Origin of the sequence: Mycolicibacterium rhodesiae (genome assembly GCF_002086695.1) — a bacterium.
Classification (GTDB): Bacteria; Actinomycetota; Actinomycetes; order Mycobacteriales; family Mycobacteriaceae; genus Mycobacterium; species Mycobacterium rhodesiae.
Genome location: NZ_MVIH01000022.1, coordinates 54,611 through 76,754, shown reverse-complemented (window position 1 = coordinate 76,754; position 22,144 = coordinate 54,611). Strand labels below are relative to the sequence as shown.

The 22,144-nt window shown below is 67.2% G+C and carries 21 protein-coding genes and 1 pseudogene; 8 read left to right on the top strand and 14 right to left on the bottom strand.

Going from position 1 to position 22,144, the window contains the following annotated elements:
* A pseudogene (locus BST42_RS30195) lies at window positions 1-144 on the bottom strand (LppP/LprE family lipoprotein); the annotation flags it as partial.
* A gap of 71 nt (window positions 145-215) precedes the next feature.
* Here BST42_RS30195 and BST42_RS26640 point away from each other — a divergent pair.
* Both BST42_RS26640 and BST42_RS26635 read left to right on the top strand, forming a co-directional pair.
* Window positions 216-1,910, top strand: a complete 1,695-nt coding sequence (locus tag BST42_RS26640; protein WP_083122711.1) for a DEAD/DEAH box helicase — start codon at window positions 216-218, stop codon at window positions 1,908-1,910.
* Window positions 1,907-3,046, top strand: a complete 1,140-nt coding sequence (locus tag BST42_RS26635) for an acyltransferase family protein (protein WP_083122710.1) — start codon at window positions 1,907-1,909, stop codon at window positions 3,044-3,046. The genes BST42_RS26640 and BST42_RS26635 overlap by 4 nt, the downstream gene beginning before the upstream one ends.
* Window positions 3,047-3,097: 51 nt before the next feature.
* Here the strand turns inward: BST42_RS26635 and BST42_RS26630 are convergent, their stop codons facing one another.
* The 4 genes from BST42_RS26630 to BST42_RS26615 all read right to left on the bottom strand — a co-directional run bounded on the left by BST42_RS26630 (window position 3,098) and on the right by BST42_RS26615 (window position 6,972).
* A complete protein-coding gene (locus BST42_RS26630; protein ID WP_083122720.1) occupies window positions 3,098-3,691 on the bottom strand; it encodes a TetR/AcrR family transcriptional regulator in 594 nt (197 codons plus the stop codon).
* Window positions 3,691-4,920: a cytochrome P450 gene (locus tag BST42_RS26625; protein WP_083122709.1), complete on the bottom strand. Its 1,230-nt coding sequence runs from the start codon at window positions 4,918-4,920 to the stop codon at window positions 3,691-3,693. The genes BST42_RS26630 and BST42_RS26625 overlap by 1 nt, the downstream gene beginning before the upstream one ends.
* A 116-nt stretch (window positions 4,921-5,036) precedes the next feature.
* On the bottom strand, window positions 5,037-5,666 hold the full coding sequence (locus BST42_RS26620) for a TetR/AcrR family transcriptional regulator (RefSeq protein ID WP_237159602.1): 630 nt from the start codon (window positions 5,664-5,666) through the stop codon (window positions 5,037-5,039).
* Window positions 5,650-6,972, bottom strand: a complete 1,323-nt coding sequence (locus tag BST42_RS26615; protein WP_083122707.1) for an aromatic ring-hydroxylating oxygenase subunit alpha — start codon at window positions 6,970-6,972, stop codon at window positions 5,650-5,652. The genes BST42_RS26620 and BST42_RS26615 overlap by 17 nt, the downstream gene beginning before the upstream one ends.
* A gap of 103 nt (window positions 6,973-7,075) precedes the next feature.
* Between BST42_RS26615 and BST42_RS26610 the strand changes: the two genes are divergently transcribed.
* Complete coding sequence (locus BST42_RS26610; protein WP_083122706.1) at window positions 7,076-8,836, top strand: N-acyl-D-amino-acid deacylase family protein; 1,761 nt, start codon at window positions 7,076-7,078, stop codon at window positions 8,834-8,836.
* 3 nt (window positions 8,837-8,839) lie between these two features.
* On the opposite strand, the gene BST42_RS26605 is transcribed toward BST42_RS26610, so the two are convergent.
* Genes BST42_RS26605 through tap form a run of 3 tightly spaced genes read right to left on the bottom strand, consistent with a single transcriptional unit; the run spans window position 8,840 to window position 12,625 of the window.
* Complete coding sequence (locus BST42_RS26605) at window positions 8,840-9,979, bottom strand: epoxide hydrolase family protein (RefSeq protein WP_083122705.1); 1,140 nt, start codon at window positions 9,977-9,979, stop codon at window positions 8,840-8,842.
* 46 nt (window positions 9,980-10,025) lie between these two features.
* Window positions 10,026-11,393 (bottom strand): FAD-binding oxidoreductase, encoded by a 1,368-nt coding sequence (locus tag BST42_RS26600; RefSeq protein WP_083122704.1) that lies wholly within the window; start codon window positions 11,391-11,393, stop codon window positions 10,026-10,028.
* Window positions 11,384-12,625 carry a multidrug efflux MFS transporter Tap gene (gene tap, locus BST42_RS26595; RefSeq protein ID WP_083122703.1) on the bottom strand — a complete coding sequence of 414 codons (1,242 nt, stop codon included), beginning with the start codon at window positions 12,623-12,625 and terminating at the stop codon, window positions 11,384-11,386. The genes BST42_RS26600 and tap overlap by 10 nt, the downstream gene beginning before the upstream one ends.
* A gap of 58 nt (window positions 12,626-12,683) precedes the next feature.
* Here tap and BST42_RS26590 point away from each other — a divergent pair, with 58 nt between their 5' ends.
* The gene (locus BST42_RS26590) at window positions 12,684-13,505 is read left to right on the top strand and encodes a uracil-DNA glycosylase (RefSeq protein ID WP_083122719.1); all 822 of its coding nucleotides are present in this window, start codon (window positions 12,684-12,686) and stop codon (window positions 13,503-13,505) included.
* Between the two features lie 40 nt (window positions 13,506-13,545).
* Window positions 13,546-14,577: an LLM class flavin-dependent oxidoreductase gene (locus BST42_RS26585; RefSeq protein ID WP_083122702.1), complete on the top strand. Its 1,032-nt coding sequence runs from the start codon at window positions 13,546-13,548 to the stop codon at window positions 14,575-14,577.
* 173 nt (window positions 14,578-14,750) lie between these two features.
* On the opposite strand, the gene BST42_RS26580 is transcribed toward BST42_RS26585, so the two are convergent.
* Window positions 14,751-15,179: a nitroreductase family deazaflavin-dependent oxidoreductase gene (locus tag BST42_RS26580; RefSeq protein ID WP_083122701.1), complete on the bottom strand. Its 429-nt coding sequence runs from the start codon at window positions 15,177-15,179 to the stop codon at window positions 14,751-14,753.
* Window positions 15,180-15,186: 7 nt separating this feature from the next.
* On the bottom strand, window positions 15,187-15,618 hold the full coding sequence (locus BST42_RS26575) for an HIT family protein (protein WP_083122700.1): 432 nt from the start codon (window positions 15,616-15,618) through the stop codon (window positions 15,187-15,189).
* A 36-nt stretch (window positions 15,619-15,654) separates the two neighbouring features.
* Here BST42_RS26575 and BST42_RS26570 point away from each other — a divergent pair, with 36 nt between their 5' ends.
* The gene (locus BST42_RS26570; RefSeq protein ID WP_083122699.1) at window positions 15,655-17,046 is read left to right on the top strand and encodes an amidase; all 1,392 of its coding nucleotides are present in this window, start codon (window positions 15,655-15,657) and stop codon (window positions 17,044-17,046) included.
* A gap of 17 nt (window positions 17,047-17,063) precedes the next feature.
* Here the strand turns inward: BST42_RS26570 and BST42_RS26565 are convergent, their stop codons facing one another.
* From BST42_RS26565 to BST42_RS26555, 3 genes are all read right to left on the bottom strand, one after another.
* Window positions 17,064-17,579, bottom strand: a complete 516-nt coding sequence (locus BST42_RS26565; RefSeq protein ID WP_083122698.1) for a Clp protease N-terminal domain-containing protein — start codon at window positions 17,577-17,579, stop codon at window positions 17,064-17,066.
* 87 nt (window positions 17,580-17,666) lie between these two features.
* Entirely contained in the window at window positions 17,667-18,281 is a 615-nt protein-coding gene (locus BST42_RS26560; RefSeq protein WP_083122697.1) for a TetR/AcrR family transcriptional regulator, read from the bottom strand.
* 154 nt (window positions 18,282-18,435) lie between these two features.
* Window positions 18,436-18,987 carry a DNA-deoxyinosine glycosylase gene (locus tag BST42_RS26555; protein WP_083122696.1) on the bottom strand — a complete coding sequence of 184 codons (552 nt, stop codon included), beginning with the start codon at window positions 18,985-18,987 and terminating at the stop codon, window positions 18,436-18,438.
* A 26-nt stretch (window positions 18,988-19,013) separates the two neighbouring features.
* Between BST42_RS26555 and BST42_RS26550 the strand changes: the two genes are divergently transcribed.
* Both BST42_RS26550 and abmR read left to right on the top strand, forming a co-directional pair.
* Window positions 19,014-20,138 carry an adenylate/guanylate cyclase domain-containing protein gene (locus BST42_RS26550; RefSeq protein WP_083122695.1) on the top strand — a complete coding sequence of 375 codons (1,125 nt, stop codon included), beginning with the start codon at window positions 19,014-19,016 and terminating at the stop codon, window positions 20,136-20,138.
* 212 nt (window positions 20,139-20,350) lie between these two features.
* Window positions 20,351-20,920 carry an ATP-binding transcription factor AbmR gene (abmR, locus tag BST42_RS26545; protein ID WP_083122694.1) on the top strand — a complete coding sequence of 190 codons (570 nt, stop codon included), beginning with the start codon at window positions 20,351-20,353 and terminating at the stop codon, window positions 20,918-20,920.
* A gap of 7 nt (window positions 20,921-20,927) precedes the next feature.
* On the opposite strand, the gene BST42_RS26540 is transcribed toward abmR, so the two are convergent.
* Window positions 20,928-22,094, bottom strand: coding sequence for a hypothetical protein (locus BST42_RS26540; RefSeq protein ID WP_133057518.1), 1,167 nt, complete (start codon window positions 22,092-22,094; stop codon window positions 20,928-20,930).
* Between the last annotated feature and the right edge of the window lie 50 nt (window positions 22,095-22,144).

Genomic DNA, 22,144 nt, shown 5'->3' with positions numbered 1-22,144 from the left:
GGGCGGCGGGGGCGCCTCGGTGGTGGTCACCGCGCTCGTCGTCGGCTGCGGAGTCTTGGCCACCGTCGAGTCGCCGGAGCTACAGCCCGCCAGCGCCGCGGTCAGCGCGACTGCCGCCGCAGCTATCTGTAGGCGATCCCACACACCCGCGACGCTACCGGCCTTCGCGGATGGAATCGGGTTACGGCACGCTGCGGCAGTAGACTGCAGATCCGATGACAACCCCGGACGACGCCCCCCAGACCTTCGCCGACCTGCAGATCCACCCCGCGGTGCTGCAGGCCGTTTCTGATGTCGGATACGAAACCCCCTCCGCGATCCAGGCCGCCACCATCCCGGCATTGCTGGCCGGCTCCGACGTGGTGGGCCTGGCGCAGACCGGCACCGGCAAGACGGCAGCCTTCGCGATCCCGATTCTGTCCAAGATCGACCCCGCCAGCCGCACCACTCAGGCGCTGGTGCTGGCGCCGACACGGGAGTTGGCCCTGCAGGTGGCCGAGGCGTTCAGCCGCTACGGCGCTCATCTCAAGGTCAACGTGCTGCCGATCTACGGCGGCTCTTCCTACGTGCCGCAGCTGGCCGGCCTCAAGCGCGGCGCGCAGATCGTGGTCGGAACGCCGGGACGCGTCATCGACCACCTGGAGAAGGGCAGCCTCGACCTGTCGCACCTGGACTACCTGGTGCTCGACGAGGCCGACGAGATGCTGCAGATGGGGTTCGCCGAGGACGTCGAGCGCATCCTGGCCGACACCCCGGAGTACAAGCAGGTGGCGCTGTTCTCGGCGACCATGCCGCCGGGCATCAAGAAGATCACCACCAAATATCTGCACGATCCGGTCGAGGTCACGGTCAAGTCGAAGACCCAGACTGCCGAGAACATCACTCAGCGCTATTTCCAGGTGTCGTATCCGCGCAAGATGGATGCGCTGACCCGGCTGCTCGAGGTCGAGCAGGGCGACGCGATGATCGTGTTCGTCCGTACCAAGCAGGCCACCGAAGAGGTCGCCGAGAAGCTGCGGGCCCGTGGGTTCGCCGCGGCGGCGATCAACGGCGACATCCCGCAGGCGGTGCGCGAGCGCACCATCTCGCAGCTGAAGGACGGCACGATCGACATCCTGGTCGCCACCGATGTGGCCGCCCGCGGATTGGACGTCGAGCGGATCTCGCATGTGGTGAATTTCGACATTCCGCATGACCCGGAGTCCTACGTCCACCGCATCGGGCGCACCGGCCGGGCCGGCCGCTCGGGCACCGCGCTGTTGTTCGTCACTCCGCGGGAACGCCACCTGCTGAACTCGATCGAGCGGGTCACCCGGCAGAAGTTGGTCGAGGGCCAGCTGCCGTCGGTCGAAGACGTCAACGCCCAGCGGGTGGAGAAGTTCCGCGACTCGATCACCGACGCGCTCAATGCGCCCGGGTTCGAGATGTTCCGCAGGCTGATCGAGGACTACGAGCGCGACAACGACGTGCCGTTGGTTGACATCGCCGCCGCGCTGGCGCTGCAGAGCCGCAACGGCGAAGAGTTCTTGATGACCGAGCCGCCGCCGGACAAGCGGCGCGAACGGCCCGACCGGCCTGATCGCCCGGACCGCGACCGCGCGCCCCGCAAGACCCGCGACGATCTGGCCACGTACCGCGTCGCGGTCGGCAAGAAGCACAAGGTCGGTCCGGGATCGATCGTCGGCGCGCTGGCCAACGAAGGCGGCTTGCACAGAAGCGATTTCGGGCACATCACGATCAAGGAAAACTTCTCGCTGGTCGAGCTGCCCGCGAAGCTGTCCAAGGAAACGCTGAAAGCGCTTGAGAAGACTCGTATTTCCGGTGTCCTGATCGATCTGCAGCCTGATCGGGGCAACCCACGGTACGACTCACGGCCCTCCAGCGGGAAGCCCCGGCGCACGAGCCGATGATCGCGTCCAGCCAGGTCGACCAAGGCGGACTGGAAGCAGTCTCGGGTGTCGACCGGGTCGCCTCGCTGACCGGTGTGCGTGCGGTCGCGGCGCTGCTGGTGCTGGGCACGCACGCCGCCTATACGACCGGAAAATACACGCACGGCTTTGTGGGTCTGGTGTATTCGCGCCTCGAGATCGGCGTACCGATCTTCTTCGTGCTGTCGGGCTACCTGTTGTTCGGCCCGTGGGTCCGCGCCGCCGCAGCCGGGCAGGCGGCACCGTCGGTCCGCCGGTATGCCTGGCACCGGGTGCGGCGCATCATGCCGGCCTACGTGATCACCGTGCTTGCCGCCTATCTGATCTACCACTTCCGGTCCGCCGGACCGAATCCCGGCCACACCTGGATCGGGCTGCTGCGCAACCTCACCCTGACCCAGATCTACACCGACAACTACATGTTCAACGGCTACCTGCACCAAGGGCTCACGCAGATGTGGAGTCTGGCGGTCGAAGTCGCGTTCTACGTCGCGCTGCCTGTCCTGGCGTGGGTGCTCCTTGTCGTGGTGTGCCGGCGACGCTGGCGTCCCGGCCTGCTGCTGGCCGGGCTGGCGGTGTTGGCGCTGATGAGTCCGGCGTGGATGGTGCTGGTGCACACGACCGATTTCCTGCCCAGCGGCGCGCGGCTGTGGCTGCCGGGCTACCTGGCCTGGTTCATCGGGGGCATGCTGCTGACGGTGTTGGGCGCCATGCGGGTTCGGGTCTTCGGGTTCATCGCGGTGCCGCTGGCAGTCGTCTGCTTCGTGATCGTCTCCACCCCGATCGCCGGCGAGCCGACCACGTCGCCGACCGGCATCGCCGAGGCGCTGGTGAAGACCGTGTTCTACGCGGTGATCGCCACGTTGATCGTCGCGCCGCTGGCGCTGGGCAACCGCGGCTGGTACGCAAGAGCTTTGGCCACCCGGCCGATGGTGTGGCTCGGCGAAATCTCCTACGAGATCTTCCTGGTCCACCTGGTGGTGATGGAGATCGCGATGGTGGAGGTGTTGCGCTGGCCGGTGTACACCGGGTCCGCGCCTGCGCTGTTCGTCGTGACGCTGATCATGACGATCCCGGTAGCGTGGCTGCTGCACCGGTTCACCCGCGTGCGCACCTAATCCTTGCGTTGAGAGCGCATCCAGAGCGAAGAATCTGCGAAATCCTCGCTCTCAGTGCGGCCTCAACGAGGAGCCAGAGTCGGTGGGGCACACCATCGGAACGACGAACTCTTCCAGGATCGCGCGCTCATCCTCGGCGTCGCGGCCGGGGAAGATCAGCAGCGACGTCAGCACCCGAACCAGCCAGCGGGCGCGGCGGTGGACGACCTCGGGGTCGTCGGGCCGCAGTGACAACAGGAAGCCCGATGTCAGCGCCTGGATGACCTCGGACTCCTCGGCGATTTCCGCGCCGATGGGGGAATCGGCGGTGGCGAACCATGATGACAGCGCGGGACTTTCCCGCACCAGCGTCATCGACGTGGTGAGCCCGGTCAGCAGCCGCTCCCGCGGGTCCGGGATGCCCTCGATCAGTTGGGTCAGCTGCTCGTAGAGCCGGTAGGCCTCGCGGTGCACGTACGCGGTGTACAGCACCTCCCGGTTCTCGAAGTAGCGGTACAGCGTGGCTCGCGAACACCCTGCGGCGCGGGCGATGTCATTCATCCCGACGTTTCGGACATCGTTGCTCGCGAACAGCTCACCGGCGGCGTCGAGGATGCGATCGGTGGCCACCTCTGCGCGGCGCGAACTCAGCCAGTCGCCTGCCATCAGCCGTGCACCCGGAACGGCACCGACAGCGGCCGACGCACGTAACCGCCACCGGCCCACACGATGCCCGCCTCGTCGATCTCGAAATCCGGGCAGCGTGAGAGCAATTCGGTCAACGTCACTCGCGCCTGCATGCGGGCGGCCGCCGCACCGAGGCAGTGGTGTGCGCCGTGGCTGAAGGTGAGGATGTTGCGCGGATGCCGGGTGACGTCGAGTTCGCCGGCGTCGGGGCCGTATTGGCGTTCGTCGCGGTTGGCCGAGCCGTACAGCAGCAGCACCTTGCGTCCGGCTGGAATGGTCCTGCCGTGCAGTTCCACAGGGCAGGTGGTGGTCCGGGCCAGTCCCTGCACCGGGGAGGTCAACCGGAGCAGTTCGTCCACGGTGTCGGGGATCAGCTCGGGCTGGTCGACGAGCAGCCGTCGTTGGTCGGGACGCTGGTGCAGCAGCGGCATCGAGCCGCCGAGCATGCCGGTCGTGGTGTCGTTACCCCCGGTGACCATCGTGAACGTGAAGGCCAGCACCGACAGCGTCCCGGCGATATCGCCGTCGGCACCGACACCGGCGGCCACCAGATGCGACACCGTGTCGTCTCCGGGTTCGCGCCTGCGCCGTTCGATCAGCTCGGAGAAATAACCCATCATCGAACCGATGGCGTCGCCGACCGATCCCAGAGCGCTCAGTCCGCTGGCATTGGCGGCGACGATCGCCTCGGTCCAGCCGTCGAACTGGTCGCGATCCTGCTCGGGGACGCCGAGGTAGTGCGCGACGACCATCGACGGCAGTGGCTTGAACAGCTCGGTGACGATGTCCCCGCCGCCATTTGCGCGCAGCCGTTCGATGCGTTCGACGACGAAGTCGCGCACCTTGGGTTCGACGGCCTCGACCTGCCGCGGGGTGAAGCCGCGTGACACCAGCCTGCGGAACTCGGTGTGCACGGGTGGGTCTTGCATCACCATCGGCGGATTGTCTTGCAGCCCAATCAGTTCCAGCTCGTTGTAGTTGACGGTCAGGCCCTGGGCCGAGGAGAAGGTCTCGTGGTCGCGGGCGGCGGCGAAGATGTCGGCGTGCCGGGACAGCACCCAGTAATCGTGGTCGGGATTCTCCGGAACGACGTGGTGCAGCGGGTCGCGCTCGCGCAGCGCCCGGTACATCGGCCAGGGGTCACCCCAGGTCTCGGCGGTGGCGAGCTCGAAGCGGGCCTCGGCCTCGTGAGACACAACAGCGGTCATGTCTTATGGTTACGACAAGTGTAGGGTTGTGTCAAGGGTGCGGATGGACGTTCCGCTCGATCAGGAGTGAACTCGGCAGTCCAACGCTGAGCGGGATGGTGAGTGCCTGACGCCCCCTAAGAATCGATCGGATTCCCAGGCAATGTCGCCAACAGCGCCGCCAGGCCGTATTCGAAGACGGCGTCGTAGTCGGTGGGTGACTGCAGTGCCCGGACCAGGTCACGGTCGGGCCAGTCATCGGCCCAGAGCGTGGGGTCTTCCTCGTCGTGTTTGGGGCCGCGCACCGCGGAGAATTGCATGATCGCCGAGGATATGACGTGGACCTCGATGGCCCGCAACACCAACGCTGCGCCGGTCCCGGTGACGCCGAGGCGGGCGAGCTCGATCGCCAGGCGCTGCTGCACCGGTAGGAACAACGCCGGCGTGCGGTTGCGTTCGTGGGCGATGCCGAGCAGATGTTGCCGGTCGATGAGTGCGCGGCGTTGCGCGCGGGCGAGCGACGCGATGCACTCGGCGGGATCGTCGGCATCGGCGGGCAACGCCGCCATGTCGCCGACCAGACGCTCGACGAGACTGTCGAGCAGCTTGTCCCGACCTCCGACGTGCCAGTAGATCGAGGTGACCGCGACACCGAGTTGTTCGGCCAGCCCGCGCATCGTGAACGCGTCGACGCCGTCGTGCTCGATCATCCTGGCCGCCGCGTCGAGGATGGACTCCGCGGTGACCGGGTCAGGACTGCGGGCCACCGGGCTCACCTCCGGTCATGCGTTCAACGTCCGGGAGGTCGAGGTAGCGCTCGAGGTTGCGGTGCAGGTTGATGACGCGCCGCTCCTCATTGGACAGCGTCAGGTGGGTGAACCCCGGTTGGCGCAGACCGCGCTGCAATCCGGCGAGCACCGAAATATCCTGCGTCAGAACCAGACCGGGATGAGCCGCCTCGGCGGTCATGCGCACGTCGACCGGTCGGGTACGCGGCGCCCCCGGCGCCATGCGGGTCCACAAGTACATGACCAGCTCGCCGTGTTCGGGGTCCGGGCCGGGGTGTGACGTCATGACCGTGAGGTGGTCGGCGTTGGTCAGCAACGTCAGGTTGGGGAACACGTTGTACTGGTGCAGCAGCATGATCTGTTCGGTGCTGGCCCAACCGAGGTCGACCCCGCGACCGGCCGCGAACTCCCTTGTGCGAGAGGCAATCACATCCGGCACCGAATCGCCGCCCGGGTACGATGTGCCCTCCTCGACACCCATCAGCAAGCCCTGGGTTGTCACGTACGCGTCCCAGACGTCGTCGTCGGAGATGGGTTCCTTCAGGTGCGGGCTCGGCACTCCGTAGAACTGCTCCGATTTTCCAGTGTGACCCCAGATCTGTTGCGGTGCATAGACATCATCCATGCACCGGTGCAGTTCGGGGTGCAGCGTCTGAATGTGGTAAGTCTCGCTGTAGCCGTCGGCGATCGTCTTCCAGTTCGCATCCACCTCGATCGTCATCGTGGCATAGCAATGGAAATCCTCGAGCCGGTTCCAGGCGATGTCGGCCGGCATCGCCTCCAGGTAGTCGCCGAGCGGTATCGCGTCGGTGTCGAGGTTGACGAAGACCAGCCCCGCCCAGACATCGACCGAAGCAGCGACGAGGGGGAAGTGCTCCATGCGCAGCACGCCGAAACCCTTGCGGTTGGGCACGCGCTTCAATGTCCCGGCGAGGTCCCATGTCCAGCCGTGGTAGCCGCAGCGCAGCTCGCGCAGCTCCGAGCCGGCCCCCGTGCACAGCGAATTACCGCGGTGCCGGCAGACGTTCTGGAATGCCCGCAGCTGCGTGTCGTCGTGGACGATCAGGACCGAATACGGCCCGCAGCGGTATTCGAAGTAGTCGCCGGGCTCCGCGACGTGATCGAGCGTGCAGGCGACCTGCCAGACACGCGGCCACATCTGCTGGTTCTCAAGTGTGGCGAACTCAGGGGAGTAGTAGCGCGCCGCGGGCACGCGGGTCGGACCGGCCGGAGGCGGGCCGATCGCGTCTTCGCGTCGAAGATCGTGCGCCGTGTGCGTCACCATGCGCCTCCTTGCGGAATCTTCTGCAAACGGTATTACACGCGACCCTGTAACGGTGTTACATTGGCGGCGGAATCCCATGGACATCGTGTGTCGAGGAGCAGCCATGTTCGACCTCAAGATCACCGGCGGGACCGTCGTCGACGGGACCGGATCCGATCGGTATCTCGCCGACGTGGCGGTCAAGGACGGAAAGATCGTCGAGGTGCGGCGCCGCGGCGCATCCGATGCGCCGCTGGAGGGTGAGGCTCGCGAAACCATCGACGCCACAGGCAAAGTCGTGGCACCGGGATTCGTCGACATCCACACGCACTACGACGGCCAGGTGAGCTGGGACAGCCTGCTCGAGCCGTCCAGCAACCACGGCGTGACCACTATCGTCACCGGCAACTGCGGCGTCGGCTTCGCGCCCGTGCGGCCCGGCTCCGAGCAGTGGCTGATCGAACTGATGGAGGGCGTCGAGGACATCCCCGGCAGCGCGCTCACCGAGGGCATGACCTGGGGTTGGGAGAGCTACCCCGAATACCTGGACGTGATCGGCAAGGGAAACTACGCCGTCGACGTCGGCAGCCAGGTGGCGCACGGATCGGTGCGGGCCTACGCGATGGGTGAGCGGGGGGCCCGCAATGAGCCCGCGACTCCCGACGACATCGAAGCGATGGGCCGGCTGGTGCGCGAGGCCATCGAAGCCGGCGCGCTCGGGTTCTCGACGTCCCGCACTCTCGGCCACCGCGCCATGGACGGCGAACCGGTGCCCGGCACCTTCGCCGCCGAGGACGAGTTGTTCGGCCTGGGCCGGGCGATGGCGGCCGGCGGTCAAGCTGTCTTCGAACTGGCGCCGCAGGGCGTGGCCGGCGAGGACATCATCGCGCCGAAGAAGGAATTGGAGTGGATGCAGCGCCTCGGCGCCGAGATCGACCGGCCGATCTCGTTCGGGCTGATCCAGGTCGACGCCGCACCCGACCTGTGGCGTGAGCAGATGGACATCTCGGCCGCCGCGCACGCCGCGGGCGCCCGGCTCTACCCGCAGATCGCGGCGCGCCCGTTCGGCATGCTGTTCGGCTTCCCGGGCCACCACGCCTTCACTCATCGCCCGACCTTCCGAAAGCTGAAGGGGGAGTTGGGTCGTGAGGAGCTCGCGCACCGGCTCGCCGACCCGGCGGTGAAGGCCGCAATCCTCGGCGAAGACGATCTCCCGCCCGACCCGAACAAGCTGTTCGACAACATGAACATCCTCGTCCAGTACGCCCTGGGTCGGATCTACCACCTTGGCGACCCGCCGGACTACGAGCCCACCGACGAGCGGACGGTCGAGAAGATCGCCGCAGACCGCGGCGAGGACCCGCTGGCCACGCTCTACGACCTCATGCTGGAGGCCGACGCCACCAACATGCTGATGCTGCCCTTCTTCAACTACTCCTACGGCAACTGCGACGCCATCCACGAGATGCTGACCCATCCGGCCGGTGTCGTCGGGCTGTCCGACGGCGGCGCGCACTGCGGAATGATCTGCGACGCTTCCTATCCCACGTTCCTGCTGACCCACTGGGCCCGCGACCGGCATCGTGGTGCGAAGCTGCCGCTGGAGCATCTGATCCGCAAGCAGACCCACGACACGGCGCAGCTGTTCGGCCTCAGTGACCGCGGTGTCGTCCAGGTCGGCAAGAAGGCCGACCTCAACGTCATCGACATGGATGCACTGCGGTTGCATCCGCCGAAGATGGCCTACGACCTGCCGGCCGGCGGAAATCGGTTGGTGCAAGGCGCGTCCGGCTACGCCGCGACGATCGTCAGCGGCACCGTCACGCGCCGCGACGGCGTCGACACCGGCGCGCGTCCGGGCCGGCTGCTGCGCGGCGCCCGCTGACGGCTATCTGAACACACCCAACTCGTCGAGCACATCGGCGTAGGCAAGCACGTCAGCGGCGAACAGTTGCGGCTGCTCGAACGCCGCGAAGTGACCGCCGCGGTCCTGGATCGAGTAGTGCACCAGGTGATAGTGCTTGTGCGCCCAGACTTTCGGAATCCGCACCAGCTCTTGCGGGTAGACCGCGTAACCGGTCGGGACATCGACGCGGCCTGACCACGGGCTGAGCGCACCGGTGCCTGCATGGGCCGCTTCGTAATACAGTCGCGCGGCCGAGGTCGCAGTGCCGGTCAGCCAGTACATCATCAGATTGTCGATGAGCCGGTCGGTGCGGATCGGCATGCCGTCGCGGACGTCGCTCCAGGCATGGAACTTCTCCAGGATCCAGCCGGCCAGACCCACCGGCGAGTCCTCGAGCCCGTAGCCGAGCGAATGTGGGCGGGTGCCTTGGATTTCCATGTAGGCGGTGCCTTCCGCCATCCGTTCGGCGGAGGTGATGAATGCGGCCACCTCTTCTTCGGTGACACCGTCCATGGCGTCGGGACCCTCGGCGGACGCGAACAGCATGTTGGTGTGGATGGCGACGGCGCGATCCGGGTAGTGCTCACCGAGGTATCGCACCACCAGGGCGCCCCAGTCGCCGCCCTGAGCCAGAAAGCGTTGGTAGCCCAGTTGCGTCATCACCTCGGCGACCACCGCCGCGACGACCGAGGTGTCGACGCCGCGTTCGGTGGTCGGGCCGGAGAACCCGTATCCGGGCATCGAGATCACCACGACGTGATACCGATCCTGCAGCAGCGGTAGGGCATCGAGGAATTCGATGATCGACCCCGGCCAGCCGTGTACGAGCACCAGCGGGATCGCGTTGCTGTCGGAGGACCTGCGGTGCAGGAAGTGGACGTGCTGGCCGGCGGCCGTGGTGACGAAGGAGCCCACGGCGTTGAGCTCCGCTTCGGTTGCACGCCAGTCGTACTCGTCACGCCACCGGTCGACGAACGCCTTCAGGAATGACTGATCGGTGCCGTAATCCCAGCCGCTGCCGGGCAGTTCGGCAGGGAATCGGGCGGATTCGAGGCGGCGGCGCAGGTCATCGAGATCGGCTTGCGGAACTGCGATCTCGAACTGCGTGGGGGAGTGAGTCATCGCCGTCCACCATAGTGAGGCGGCGAGGTTCGCGAGGGGCGTTGTCTCAAATGGCCGCGCCGGGATTCAGAATCCCGTCGGGGTCCAACGCGGCCTTGATCCGGCGATTGAGTTCCATGGCTTCCGGACCCAATTGACCTGCCAGCCATGGCTTCTTGAGCCGCCCGACCCCGTGTTCACCGGTGATCGTCCCGCCCAGCGACACCGCCAGGTCCATGATCTCACCGAACGCCTTCTCGGCTCGTTCGGTCATCGCGGCGTCGGCGGGATCGAAGACGATCAGCGGATGGGTGTTGCCGTCGCCGGCGTGGGCGATCACCGAGATCGTCAGGTCGCGGTCGGCCGCGATCTTGGCCACCCCGCCCACCAGTTCGGCCAGCGCGGGTAGCGGCACGCCGACATCTTCGAGGAGCAGCGAACCCTTGGCCTCCACCGCGGGAATGGCGAATCTGCGGGCGGCGACGAACGCCTCACCCTCGGCCGGATCGGATGTCGAAAAGCATTCCGTGGCACCGGCTTCGGTGAACACCCGGGCCATGTACTCGGCGTCCTCGGCGCCGGCCGGGCCCCGATCGTCGGAGGCGGCCACCATCATCGCTGCCGCCGAGCGGTCCAGGCCCATCCGCAGCTTGTCCTCGACGGCGTTGATGGCCACCGAGTCCATGAACTCCAGCATCGAGGGACGGATCCGCCCGGTGATTTCGACGACCGCGCCGGCCGCGGCCTCCACCGAATCGAAGGTCGCCACCACCGTGCACGCCGACGGCTGGGGCGGCAGCAGCCGCAGTGTCACCTCGGTGACCACCCCGAGGGTGCCTTCACTGCCGACGAACAGTTTGGTCAACGACAGCCCGGCGACATCTTTCAGGCGCGGCCCGCCGAGGCGTACCGCGGTGCCGTCGGCCAGCACCACCTGCAGGCCCAGCACGTAATCGGTTGTCACGCCGTACTTCACGCAGCACAGACCACCGGCATTGGTGGCGATGTTGCCGCCGATGCTGCAGATCTCATACGACGACGGGTCGGGCGGATACCAGAGGCCGTGCTCCGCGACCACCTTCTTGACCTCGGCGTTGAGCAGACCGGGCTGCACGACGGCGGTGCGCGTCACCGGGTCGACGGTGATGTCGCGCATCTTCTCCGTCGACAGCACGATCCCACCGTCGACGGCGGTCGCACCCCCGGACAGCCCGGTGCCCGCGCCCCGCGGCACCACCGCGACGCGGTTCGCCGAAGCCCAGCGCAACACCGTTTGCACCTCTTCGGTGCGGGTCGGCCGCACCACAGCCAACGGCATTCCGGCGGCGGGGTCTGCGGCGCGGTCGTGGCGATAGGACGCCAGGATGTCGGGGTCGGTGACGACGACCCCGTCGGGAAGCTCAGCGGCCAGGCCGGCCAGAGCGCTCACGGCCATTGCGCCATCCTAGGCGCGTCATCGTCGAGCTCCTTGAGCGCGGGCAACCAGGGGCACACGATGCCGATCGTCAGGATCGGCACAGCCAGCACCAGGAATGTCACCTTGAGACCGAACGCGTCGACCAGTGGACCGGCGATCGTGAACCCGATCGGACCCGCCGCGTAGGTCATCGACGTCATCACCCCGACGACCCGTCCGCGCAGCTGCTCGGGAGTGCGGGTCTGCATGATCGAGTTGTAGATCGGACTGATCGGCCCGTACACCAGCCCGACCAGGGTGGCGAACGACAGGATGACCGGCAACGGCGGCAGGAACGCAATGACCGCCACCGCGATCCCGAAGGTCAGCACCGCCGTCAGCACCGTCGCCCGCTTGCTGGCCACCTTCGACAACACAGTCCAGCTCAGCGCGCCGATCAACCCGCCGATCGACAACGCCATCAGCACCCACCCCAGCTGGGCCGGCTCATTGCGGTCGGTGAAGTACTTCGGGAACAGCACACTTTCCATCGGGAGGTACAACCCGGTGACGGCGAGATCGACCAGGCCCAAAGTGCGAAGAACCCGGTTGCGCCAGACGAACTTCAACCCTTCGGCAACTCCGGAAACCACACTCTCCGGCAGCTTTTCGCGTTGCGGACGTCCGGTGCCCTCCAGGCGCAGCACCGCCATCGCCAGGATCGCCAGCCCGAACAGCGCGGCGGTCACCCACATCGCGTTGACACCGCCGAGCGTCGCGATGAGCAGGCCGCCGACGCCGGGGCCGGTGATGTAGGCCAGGTTGAACACGGCCTCATAGACGCTGTTGGTGTGATCGAGGGTCCAGCCCGCACGGACCGCCGCCTCGGGCAGCATCGACTGCCGCGCGGTCATACCCGCCGGGTCGAAGAACGCGCCCAAAGCGGCCAGCGCGGCCAGGACGACGGTGTTCAGCACGTCGGTGCCGAACGCGATCGCCAAGACCGGGATCGCGGCAACCGCGATGGCCGACAGTGCGTCGGAGAGCATCGCCACCCGGCGTCGACCGACGAAGTCGACGGCGGTACCGGCGATGAGGGTGGCGAACAGCAGCGGCAGGGTTGCCGCGCCCGCGACGATCGAGGCATCCACCGCACTGCCGGTGCGCTGGAGCACCAGCCAGGGGAACGCGACCATGGAGATGCCGTTGGCGCCCGCAGCCAGAAAGGTCGAGGACAGGATCAGCAGCGCGGGGACGCGCGTGATGGTCACCGGCAGAGCTTAAGTTCTCGCGCGCCGCGCGGGACCCGGGCAGAGTGGACCGGTGACTCTGCTTCCACATCCGCGGACCGGCGTGCTGTTCTCCTCGCCCGTCCCGCCGGGTACGGGCTGGCCCGGGGACCCGGCCGTGCCTGAGACGCCGGTGGCCACCGACGCCGCCCAGGTGGCAGCTCTGGCGGCGCAGGCCCGCGACATCGGCGAAGTGGACGCCCAGGTCAGCGTGTGCCGCGCGTGTCCGAGGCTGGTCAGCTGGCGCGAGGAGGTGGCGGTCACCAAACGCCGCTCGTTCGCCGGCGAGCCGTATTGGGGCAGGCCGATCACCGGGTGGGGTTCGGCGCAGCCGAAGATTCTGGTGCTGGGCCTGGCCCCGGCCGCTCAAGGGGGCAACCGCACGGGCCGGGTCTTCACCGGTGATCGCTCGGGGGATCAATTGTTCGCGGCGCTGCACCGTGCCGGCCTGGTGAACCAGCCGATCAGTGTGGACGCCGCGGACGGCTTGTCCACCAAGGATATTCGGGTGGTCGCCGCCGTCCGGTGTGCGCCGCCCGGCAACAAGCCGGAACCCGCCGAGCGGTCGACGTGTGAGCCGTGGCTGACCGCCGAGTGGCGGCTGATCGCGCCGTCGGTGAAGGTGATCGTCACCCTCGGCGGCTTCGGCTGGGACGCGGCGCTGCGGTTGCTCGTCGACGACCTGCCCGCGCTGGCCAAGCCGAAGTTCGGACACGGCGTGGTGGTCGATCTGCCGTCGGGTCGCCAGCTTCTGGGCTGCTATCACCCGAGCCAGCAGAACATGTTCACCGGGCGGCTCACCCCGGCGATGCTCGACGACGTCTTCACCGACGCCGCCAGGCGGGCGGGTTTGCGGCGGTAGGTGAGGGAAGCATGCGCGCACTCGTATCGTTGAGGTGACTATGCGGCTTTCTGTCCTCGACCTCGTTCCGGTACGTACCGACCAGACCACCGCCGACGCGCTGGCGGCCACCGTACGGCTGGCCCAGACCGCCGACCGCTTGGGATTCACCCGGTATTGGGTGGCTGAACACCACAACATGCCCGCGGTCGCGGCCACCAGCCCGCCGGTGATCCTGGCCTACCTGGCCGCCCAGACCACCCAGCTGCGGCTGGGTTCGGGTGGGGTGATGCTGCCCAACCATGCACCGCTGGCCGTCGCCGAACAGTTCGCGCTCCTGGAGGCGGCCGCCCCGGGGCGCATCGATCTCGGTATTGGCCGTGCGCCCGGCTCCGACCCGGTGACGTCGTACATGTTGCGGGGCACCCGTGACGACTCAGATATCGAGAACTTCCCGCAGTACCTCGACGACGTCGCGGCGCTGATGAGCGCGCACGGGGTGCGTATCCCGATCCGCAACCAGGACTACATCCTCAAGGCCACGCCTGCGGCGGTCGAGGAGCCGCGGCTGTGGCTGCTCGGCTCGTCGATGTACTCCGCGCATCTGGCCGCCGCCAAGGGGCTGCCGTATGTTTTCGCCCATCACTTCGCCGGGCAGGGGACCGTGGAGGCGCTGGCCACCTACCGGTCGGAATTCCGGCCCAGTGTGGTGGCCGCCGAGCCGGTGACGTTCATGACGGTCAACGCGGTGGTCGCGCCGACCCGGTCCGAGGCCGAGGCGTTGCTGCTGCCGAACCTGCAGATGATGGCCCGCCTGCGCACCGGTCAGCCGCTCGGGCCGCTCGACCTGGTCGAGGACGCTGCGGCGCTGACGATGCACCCGCAGGCCGAGGCGATCATCGCCGCCGGGCGCAGCAAGGCCGTGGTCGGTTCACCGTCCGAAGCGGCCGATCAGGTTCGCGCGGTGGCCGCAGAGTTCGACGTCGACGAGGTGATGGTCAACCCCGTCGCGTCCGCCCGTCGCGGGACCGACTCGGCGACCGCTCCGGACCGGGAGGTCACGCTGGAACTGCTGGCGAAAGAGCTTTTCTAGCAGGTTTTTCGGAGCAACTACTCGAGCCTGTCCGGCGGACATGCTTGTTGTCCGCCTCCGAGCGACAGGCTCCAAGATTTCGTCGAAATCGACGCGGGCGTGACGTCTACTCGATCTTTCTCACGCTGCCGTCGATCTCGATGTGGGGTCTGTTGTCGCTCAGAGGCGGACGCTCAGGGTGTCAGGCGCACGACCGGGATCGGCCGCGTGGTCCCGCGCTGATACGAGCTGTACCGGCCACCGTTGTTCGAGTCGCAGATGTGCCACAGTCGCCCGTAGTCGGGGTCGTCCGGCATCAGGATGTGTGCAGTGACCGCCAAACGCCTTCTGCCGAGGTTGATTTCGATCTTCGGATGGGCGCGCAGGTTGTGATACCAAGCCGGGTTGCGGTCCGCGCCGGCATTGGATGCGACGACCAGATAGTCGTCGCCATCGCGGTAGTAGGCGAGCAGATTCGACCGCGGCTGCCCGGTTTTCGCCCCGACGGTGTGCAGCATCAACGACGACGGGGCACCGGGCATCCGGTGCCCGATCCACCCGTTGGTCCGCCGGTACAGCCATTCGTGCACCTTCACGAACGTCATCAGTGCGGTATCGGCCATGCCACTCTCATCCTGTTGTGTCGAGCTGAGACAGGGCGTCGCGCAGGATCCGCCCGGTGCTTTCGCGATCGGGGTCGCGGCGCAGCAGCATCCCCTTGGCGAATGACAGCTTGTCGCCGTCGCGCCGCGGAATCACATGCAGGTGAATGTGAAACACCGTCTGCATTGCCGACTTGCCGTCATTGATGGCGATGTTGTTGCCGGTCGCCCCGAGATCGGACGCCCGGGTCGCCTGCGCGATTCGCTGGCCGACCGCAAGCATCCCGGCCAAAGTCTCGGCCGGGGTGTCGGTGAGGTCGACGGTGTGCCGCTTGGGCACCACCAGGGTGTGGCCCCGGGTGAACGGGCGGATGTCCAGGATGCCGAGAAAGCCGTCGTCCTCGTGAACGCGGATGGCGGGTGCCGTCCCGGCGACGATCTCGCAGAACACGCATGCCATCTGGCCACCGTAGCGGGCAGCGTTAGGCTGCGGGAGATGGACTCCACCGACATAGCCTTCGCCGGTGCTGCCGAGCAGGCGCGCATGCTCGTCAACGGCACCATCACCGCTCCCGCCCTGCTGGAGTTGTATCTCGACCGGATAGCGCGCGTCGACCGGGAGTTGCGGGCCTATCGCGTGGTGCTCACCGACAGCGCCCGTCGGGAGGCCGCCGCCGCGCAGGAGTTGCTCGACGCCGGTGAACGCAGGCCGCTGCTGGGTGTGCCGATCGCGATCAAGGACGACGTCGACGTCGCCGACGAATTCACCTGCTACGGCAGCAGCGCCTACGGACAGCCGCCGACGAGCGATGCGCTGGTGGTGCGCCGGTTGCGGGAGGCCGGTGCGGTGATCCTGGGCAAGACGTCGGTGCCGGAGATGATGCTCTGGCCGTTCACCGAGACGATCTCCTTCGGCGCCACCCACAATCCGTGGGATCTGGAGCGCGCACCGGGCGGCAGCAGCGGCGGCAGCGGTGCGGCCGTGGCCGCGGGGCTCGCACCCATGGCGTTGGGCTCCGACGGGGCCGGGTCCATCCGCATTCCGTCCACCTGGTGCGGGCTGTTCGGACTGAAGCCGCAGCGGGACCGGGTGCCGATGGCTCCGCACGACGACGCGTGGTGTGGGTTGTCGGTCAACGGCCCGATGACGCGCACGGTGGAGGACGCCGCGCTGTTCCTCGACGCGACCTCGGCGTTGCCCGGTCCGTCGGGAGGGTTCGTCACCGCCGCCAATCGCGAGCCCGGCAGACTCCGAATTGCCTTGAGCACCAAGCTGCCTCCGACGATGCTCGGTCGGGTCGGGAAGGCGCAGCAGAAGGCACTCGACGGTGCGGAGGCGCTGCTGCGCGACCTCGGCCATGAGGTGTTCTGGCGCGATCCCGACTATCCGGCGTGGGCGGTCTACGGCCATGTGCTGCCGCGGATGTGGCGCGGCGCGTTCGAGGATGCGACCGCCCTGCCACACCGGGAGCGGCTCGAGCCGAGGACCAAAGGCATTGCGCGGCTGGGCCGGTTGATCTCCGATGCGCAGATCGCCAAGGTGCGTGCGGCCGAACCGGCACTCGCGGCGCGGGTCCAGTCGATCTTCGACCACGTCGACGTGTTGATCACCCCCGGCACCGCGACCGGTCCGTCGCGCATCGGTCAGTACCAGCACCGCGGCGGCGTCGCGACGCTGGCGATGGTGTCGGCTCGGGTGCCGTTCAACGCCATGTTCAACGCGACGGGCCAGCCCGCCGCCGTCGTCCCGTGGGGTCTCGACGACGCTGGGGTTCCGATGTCGATCCAGCTGGTCGGCCGGCCCTCCGACGAGGCGACGCTGCTGTCGTTGAGCCATCAGATCGAGATGGCGCGGCCATGGGCAAATCGGAGACCGCCGGTCTCCTGACGCGGTAGTTGCGGGTCTCAGCTCGGTGCGGTTGGTGAGGCGGGCGCGCCGACGACCGGTAGCAGCTGATCCCGGAGGAACTCGAGCTGGCCGAGTTCGGCAAGCAGCCGCGCGGCGATCGAGCCGGTTGCGCGCGTCGTAGCCCACCAAAGGTGCACCCGCCGAACCGAGGTGGCCTGTGCGCGGGCATGGCAGGCGGCGTTGATCACAATTGCTCTCGCGTGAATGCTGTAGGGCAGGTGGATGATTCGCGGCGGCGTGCGAGTTTGGGCGCCGTACCTACTCTCGTAGAGCTGCGTGACGACAAGACTGCCACTGTCGCGCTCATCCAAAGCTGCCGTTACCGGGTGTGCGGGATCGGCAAGCAGGCCCACCAGCAGATGGGCGGATCCGAGGAAGTCGCTGCCGTACCGATACGCCGCCGAGTGGGCGGCGCTCAGTGCCTGCTTCGCGGGCTTGTTCAGCGACGCCAACGCCTGCGCCGTTCGTGCGGCGCTGAGGTCGCCTTCCGGAATCGGAGCACCCGCGATCATCCGCGAAATTTACGGCCTCGAAGGCAAGTGCGCAATATCGCGATATTGTAGTTTGGCTAAATTAATTGCCGGTAGGCGTACCCGAGGTCATGGCCAGTACTCCCGCCGGAGCTGGCCCTGAGTGATCAGGATGTTCACTGAATCCTCCCAGCGGCGAAGTTGGGACGGATTGGTGAGCGGCTCGGCGAGGTGTTGCTCGAGCTGCCGGCGGAAGACAATGGCGCCGAAGACCAGCAGCAGGGGATTGAGTGCCGCCCACACGACATCGAGATCGGGGTGAACTGCTCCGGCTTGCGCGAGCTGCTCCCATCGCGCGATTCCCATTCTCGCCATCGCGTCGAACAACCCGACGCCGCTCGCGGCGCCCTCCACCAGCTGGCGCCCCATGAAATCCAAAGCCGCAACATGTTCGGCGAACAGCCGGCTCACTCTGCGTCCGATCTCAGGGGCCGACTCAGCGGGCGACTGTGGCATCGGCTGGGCCATCACGGCGCCGATGACCTCGAGCGCGTGGGCCTCCACCGCCGCGATCAAGCCCACCTTCGAAGTGAAATGGTGCTGTACCAATCCCACCGACACCCCGGCGGCGTCGGCGATCGTCTGCAGCGTCGTCTCGGCGGTGCCCCGTAGGGCGAAAAGCTCCAGCGCCGCTTGAATGATCGCGCTCCGTCGCGAGCCTTCTACGGAAACGTCCGAGTCCACAATCTCACCTGTCCACGGCGTTAGCTGTTCCGTCCACGGCGAGCCGGCCGGCGACCCGCCACCACGCCACTACGGCCGTCACCCTGCCGTTGGCTACGTCCATCGGCGGACTCCGAGGTCAGGCCAACAGGCTCTACTCAGCGATTGTGACAGTTCAGCGCGTCTGGCGATGCGTTGATTCGCTCGGCGCGTCGGGTGCGGCATTCTCGAATGGCGCAAGCGCCGAACTCCAGGCCGCGAGTTTGTCGGCGTAGCGCATGGTCTGCGCGGGGCTGGTCGACGGCAGACGCCCGAACGTGGCCGGCACGTCGAGGTGGACGAGCCGGGTGAAGTTGCGCTCGGCGGCCGCGCCGTTGAAGAACACCCGCTCGATGCCTGGGTGGGCGGCGAAGTACGTTCCGAAGTCGTTGGGCACCATGCTGTCCGGCTCGACTGACGAATCCAGGCTGCCGAGCCGCCGGCAGTGCTTGAGGACGTCCCAGACGGCGATCCCGTGGCGGGTCAGGACTTCGATCCGATGCTGGTACGGTGCGTCCGGCTCGCACCCGAGCACCTCACCGATGATGCGCCAGAACGCATTTCGCGGATTTCCGTAGTACTGGCCGCTCGCCAGTGAGAGCACGCTTGGCATGTTGCCGAGGATCAGCAGCCGGGCACCGGGCGAGCCGATGGGCGGCAGCCCCTCCAGGAGCGGGGATCGTGACATCGGGTTCGACGGTATACGTTGGGTCGGTGACCGAAACCGTCGACCCGGAGGCCGCCGGGCTGCTCGACGGGCTGACGGGCGATGCCCGTGCCCAACGGGCCGAACTGATTCCCTGGCTGGTGCAGCAGGGCATCACCGTCGAAGAGATCCGGGCGGCGTTCGCGCCGATGCTGCTACCCGGCCGCCGGATCTTCGGTGATGACGGAACCAGGCTGTCGGCTCGGCAGATCAGCGAGCAGACCGGGCTGGACCTGGATCTGCTCCGGCGCTTCCAGCGCGCCAGCGGGCTCGCGACGGTCGACGACCCCGATGCGGCGGTATTCCTCAAACCCGATGCCGAGACGGCCGTGCACGTCAAGCGGTTTCTCGATCTGGGGTTCGATCCCGAGCGGCTGCTGACCGTGTACCGACTTCTGGCAGAAGGTCTTTCGCGTGCGGCCGAGGCCATGCGCTACACCGCGGTCGCCACGACGATGCAGCATCCCGGTACCACCGAACTCGAGATGGCCCAGAGCGCGCAGGTGTTGGTCAGCGCCGCGGCACCGCTGCTGGGCCCGATGGTGCAGGACATGCTGATGCTGCAGCTGCGCCACGCCATGGAGACCGAGGCGATAAACGCCAACGAACGGGCAGTTGGCGCATCGCTTCCCGGCGCGCGCGATGTCGCGGTCGCCTTCGCGGATCTCGTCGGATTCACCAGGCTGGGTGAGACGGTTCCGCCTGAGGAACTCGAACAGCTCGCCAACCGCCTCGCGGACGCCGCCCGCGAGGTGGCGGTGCCGCCGGTGCGGTTCATCAAGACGATCGGTGACGCGGTGATGATGGTGTCCACGGACACCGCGGCGCTGCTCGATGCGATGTTGACCCTCGTGGAAGCCACCGAAGCCGATGACGCGCTGCCGCAACTGCGGGTGGGTCTGTCTCATGGACAGGCCGTCAGCCGCGCCGGGGACTGGTTCGGTAGCCCGGTCAACCTGGCCAGTCGGGTGACCTCGGTGGCCCGGCCCGGGTCGGTCTTGTTGTCCGAAGCAGCGCGGGAACAGATCGGCGATGACCCGTCCTTCAGCTGGTCGTTTGCCCGGGCGCGGCACCTCAAGGGCATCCAGGATGAAGTCAAGCTGTTCCGGGCCCGACGCGCCGAAAACCCCTGAGCGGCAGACGCTTTAGCGTCGGTTGCGATAGCGCAGCAACGACCGGCCGGCCCAGCGCCGCCCTTGCCGGGTGCATCCGCGCCACGTCGCGCGCAGCACGGGCGCGGTCGGGATCGAGACCTTCCGCCAGTTATCCGTACCGGCTGGGTGGTGGGCGTTCGCCGAGAGAGAATGACTGGCGCTTGGTTTGCAACGGTGTAATCATGTAATTCATGAAACATCAGCACACACATCGTCGTCCCGGCCGCCCCGGCGGCTGGCAACAGGCCGACCAGCCCGACGCGACAGACGCCGGCGAGTGGTTCGCCGGTCGACTGCCCGACGGATGGTTCGTCGGCGACCCGACGGTCATCGTCGACCGTGAAGAGATCACCGTCATCGGGCGCCTGCCCGCTACCGACACACCGGACAGCGACGCCCGCGCAGCGGGTCGCGCTTCCCGGTTCCGGGAGGACACTCGCTCCGAGCGAATCCGGATTGCCGAGGAGGCTCAGGACAAGTACGGCCGCAAGGTTTCCTGGGGTTTGGACATCGGCGCCGAAGGGTCTGAATCGGAACGAATACTGTTCACGCACATCGCCGTTCCGGTGATGACCCGCCTCAAGCAACCCGAACGCCAGGTCCTCGACACGCTGGTCGACGCGGGCGTTGCCCGGTCGCGCTCGGATGCACTCGCCTGGAGCGTGCGACTCGTCGGTGAACACGCCGAGGAATGGCTGGCCAAATTGCGCTCGGCGATGGCCGAGGTGGACGACCTGCGGGCTGAGGGTCCTGGACTGTAGAGAAGTATCAGTCCCGACCTGATCGACCGGTCTTGGCGCCCCGCTTGGTGCCAGCCTTCGGGCTCTTGGTCGACGCGGTTCCCTTTCCGGCCACAGCCTTTCGGGATGTCGCGTTCGACGATGCCGACGCCGATTTCACCGATTTCTGCGCGGCGGCAGTCTCAGCCGTGGGCGCGGTGCTGCTTGCACTGGCCGCGGCCGGCGGTGAGATCTTGATGTTGATCGGGATGACGCCGCCGAGCTTCGTCGTTCCGATCGTGACGGTGCCGCCGATATTGCCCGTCACGGCAAGAGAGCCGGTCTTCAGTTCGACCGTCAGCGAATCAGGGAAGTCGATGCTGAGGACGTCTTTGCTGTTGATCGCCAATAGAGCGCCGCCCAGCATGGCTGAAATCGATACCCCGGCAATCACACCGCCGCACGAGGCGGCGGCCGAACCCAGGCACAGTTTGGTCTCGGCCTTGAACTGTCCGCTCGGCAGTGTCGTGCCAATCTTGGTTGTCCCCAACTGAATCGACCCGCCGCCACCGCCGAAATAGGGCGCGAAGCCAAAAGAAGCTTTCAGTCCGCCGGACGGCAGCACCGACAGTTGCGTCTTGTACTCGCCGAGAGTGACGCTGCCCCCGAACATTGTCACGGGTGACGTGGCGCCGCCCTGTAGGCCGGCCTGAAGAAGCGTGCCGGTGACGCCGAAGCCGTATCCCTCGACTCCGCCTCGATATTCGATGAGATGAAACTTCGACGTGAGGTCGGGAGCAAAGTCGATGGTCGGACCGGCCGCGCCAAGCGGCGAAAACACGACCGAACTCTTCCATTCCGGTTCGAAACCGAGATCCGCGGTCGGTGCGGTCTGCGCCAACGTGACGGGAAGAGTGAAGCTGCTCTTGACCTCGCCGGTGGGGCCGACGGAGGCGTCCCACCACGTATCTGCGGCACCGTCGAGGCTTACCAGCCCGTTCGGCGAAACACCGGAACCGATGGTGAGCTTTCGCGCGACCCTCAGCGGACCCAGTATCCAGTCGAAATCGATGATCGGGATCGTGGTCGCAGCCAGCGCGACTTGAGGCTGTGCCGGAGCGCTCGGTCGACGCGCCACATCAGAATTTGCGGTGACCAGTCCCGCTGCCAGCACGCTCGTGGCCATCCCTGCCAGGACGGTCTGCATTATCGGCATCAGTGAGCACCTCTCGCATGATTGGCACCGTTCACGAAGTCGCGACCAGC

Bases quoted from the DNA above. Each gene is read 5' to 3' on its own strand.
- BST42_RS26640 (WP_083122711.1), top strand. From the start codon at position 216: ATGACAACCCCGGACGACGCCCCCCAGACCTTCGCCGACCTGCAGATC.
- BST42_RS26635 (WP_083122710.1), top strand. From the start codon at position 1,907: ATGATCGCGTCCAGCCAGGTCGACCAAGGCGGACTGGAAGCAGTCTCG.
- BST42_RS26630 (WP_083122720.1), bottom strand. From the start codon at position 3,691: ATGGCAGGCGACTGGCTGAGTTCGCGCCGCGCAGAGGTGGCCACCGAT.
- BST42_RS26625 (WP_083122709.1), bottom strand. From the start codon at position 4,920: ATGACCGCTGTTGTGTCTCACGAGGCCGAGGCCCGCTTCGAGCTCGCC.
- BST42_RS26615 (WP_083122707.1), bottom strand. From the start codon at position 6,972: ATGGTGACGCACACGGCGCACGATCTTCGACGCGAAGACGCGATCGGC.
- BST42_RS26610 (WP_083122706.1), top strand. From the start codon at position 7,076: ATGTTCGACCTCAAGATCACCGGCGGGACCGTCGTCGACGGGACCGGA.
- BST42_RS26605 (WP_083122705.1), bottom strand. From the start codon at position 9,979: ATGACTCACTCCCCCACGCAGTTCGAGATCGCAGTTCCGCAAGCCGAT.
- BST42_RS26600 (WP_083122704.1), bottom strand. From the start codon at position 11,393: ATGGCCGTGAGCGCTCTGGCCGGCCTGGCCGCTGAGCTTCCCGACGGG.
- BST42_RS26585 (WP_083122702.1), top strand. From the start codon at position 13,546: ATGCGGCTTTCTGTCCTCGACCTCGTTCCGGTACGTACCGACCAGACC.
- BST42_RS26580 (WP_083122701.1), bottom strand. From the start codon at position 15,179: ATGGCCGATACCGCACTGATGACGTTCGTGAAGGTGCACGAATGGCTG.
- BST42_RS26575 (WP_083122700.1), bottom strand. From the start codon at position 15,618: ATGGCATGCGTGTTCTGCGAGATCGTCGCCGGGACGGCACCCGCCATC.
- BST42_RS26570 (WP_083122699.1), top strand. From the start codon at position 15,655: ATGGACTCCACCGACATAGCCTTCGCCGGTGCTGCCGAGCAGGCGCGC.
- BST42_RS26565 (WP_083122698.1), bottom strand. From the start codon at position 17,579: ATGATCGCGGGTGCTCCGATTCCGGAAGGCGACCTCAGCGCCGCACGA.
- BST42_RS26555 (WP_083122696.1), bottom strand. From the start codon at position 18,987: ATGTCACGATCCCCGCTCCTGGAGGGGCTGCCGCCCATCGGCTCGCCC.
- abmR (WP_083122694.1), top strand. From the start codon at position 20,351: ATGAAACATCAGCACACACATCGTCGTCCCGGCCGCCCCGGCGGCTGG.
- BST42_RS26540 (WP_133057518.1), bottom strand. From the start codon at position 22,094: ATGCCGATAATGCAGACCGTCCTGGCAGGGATGGCCACGAGCGTGCTG.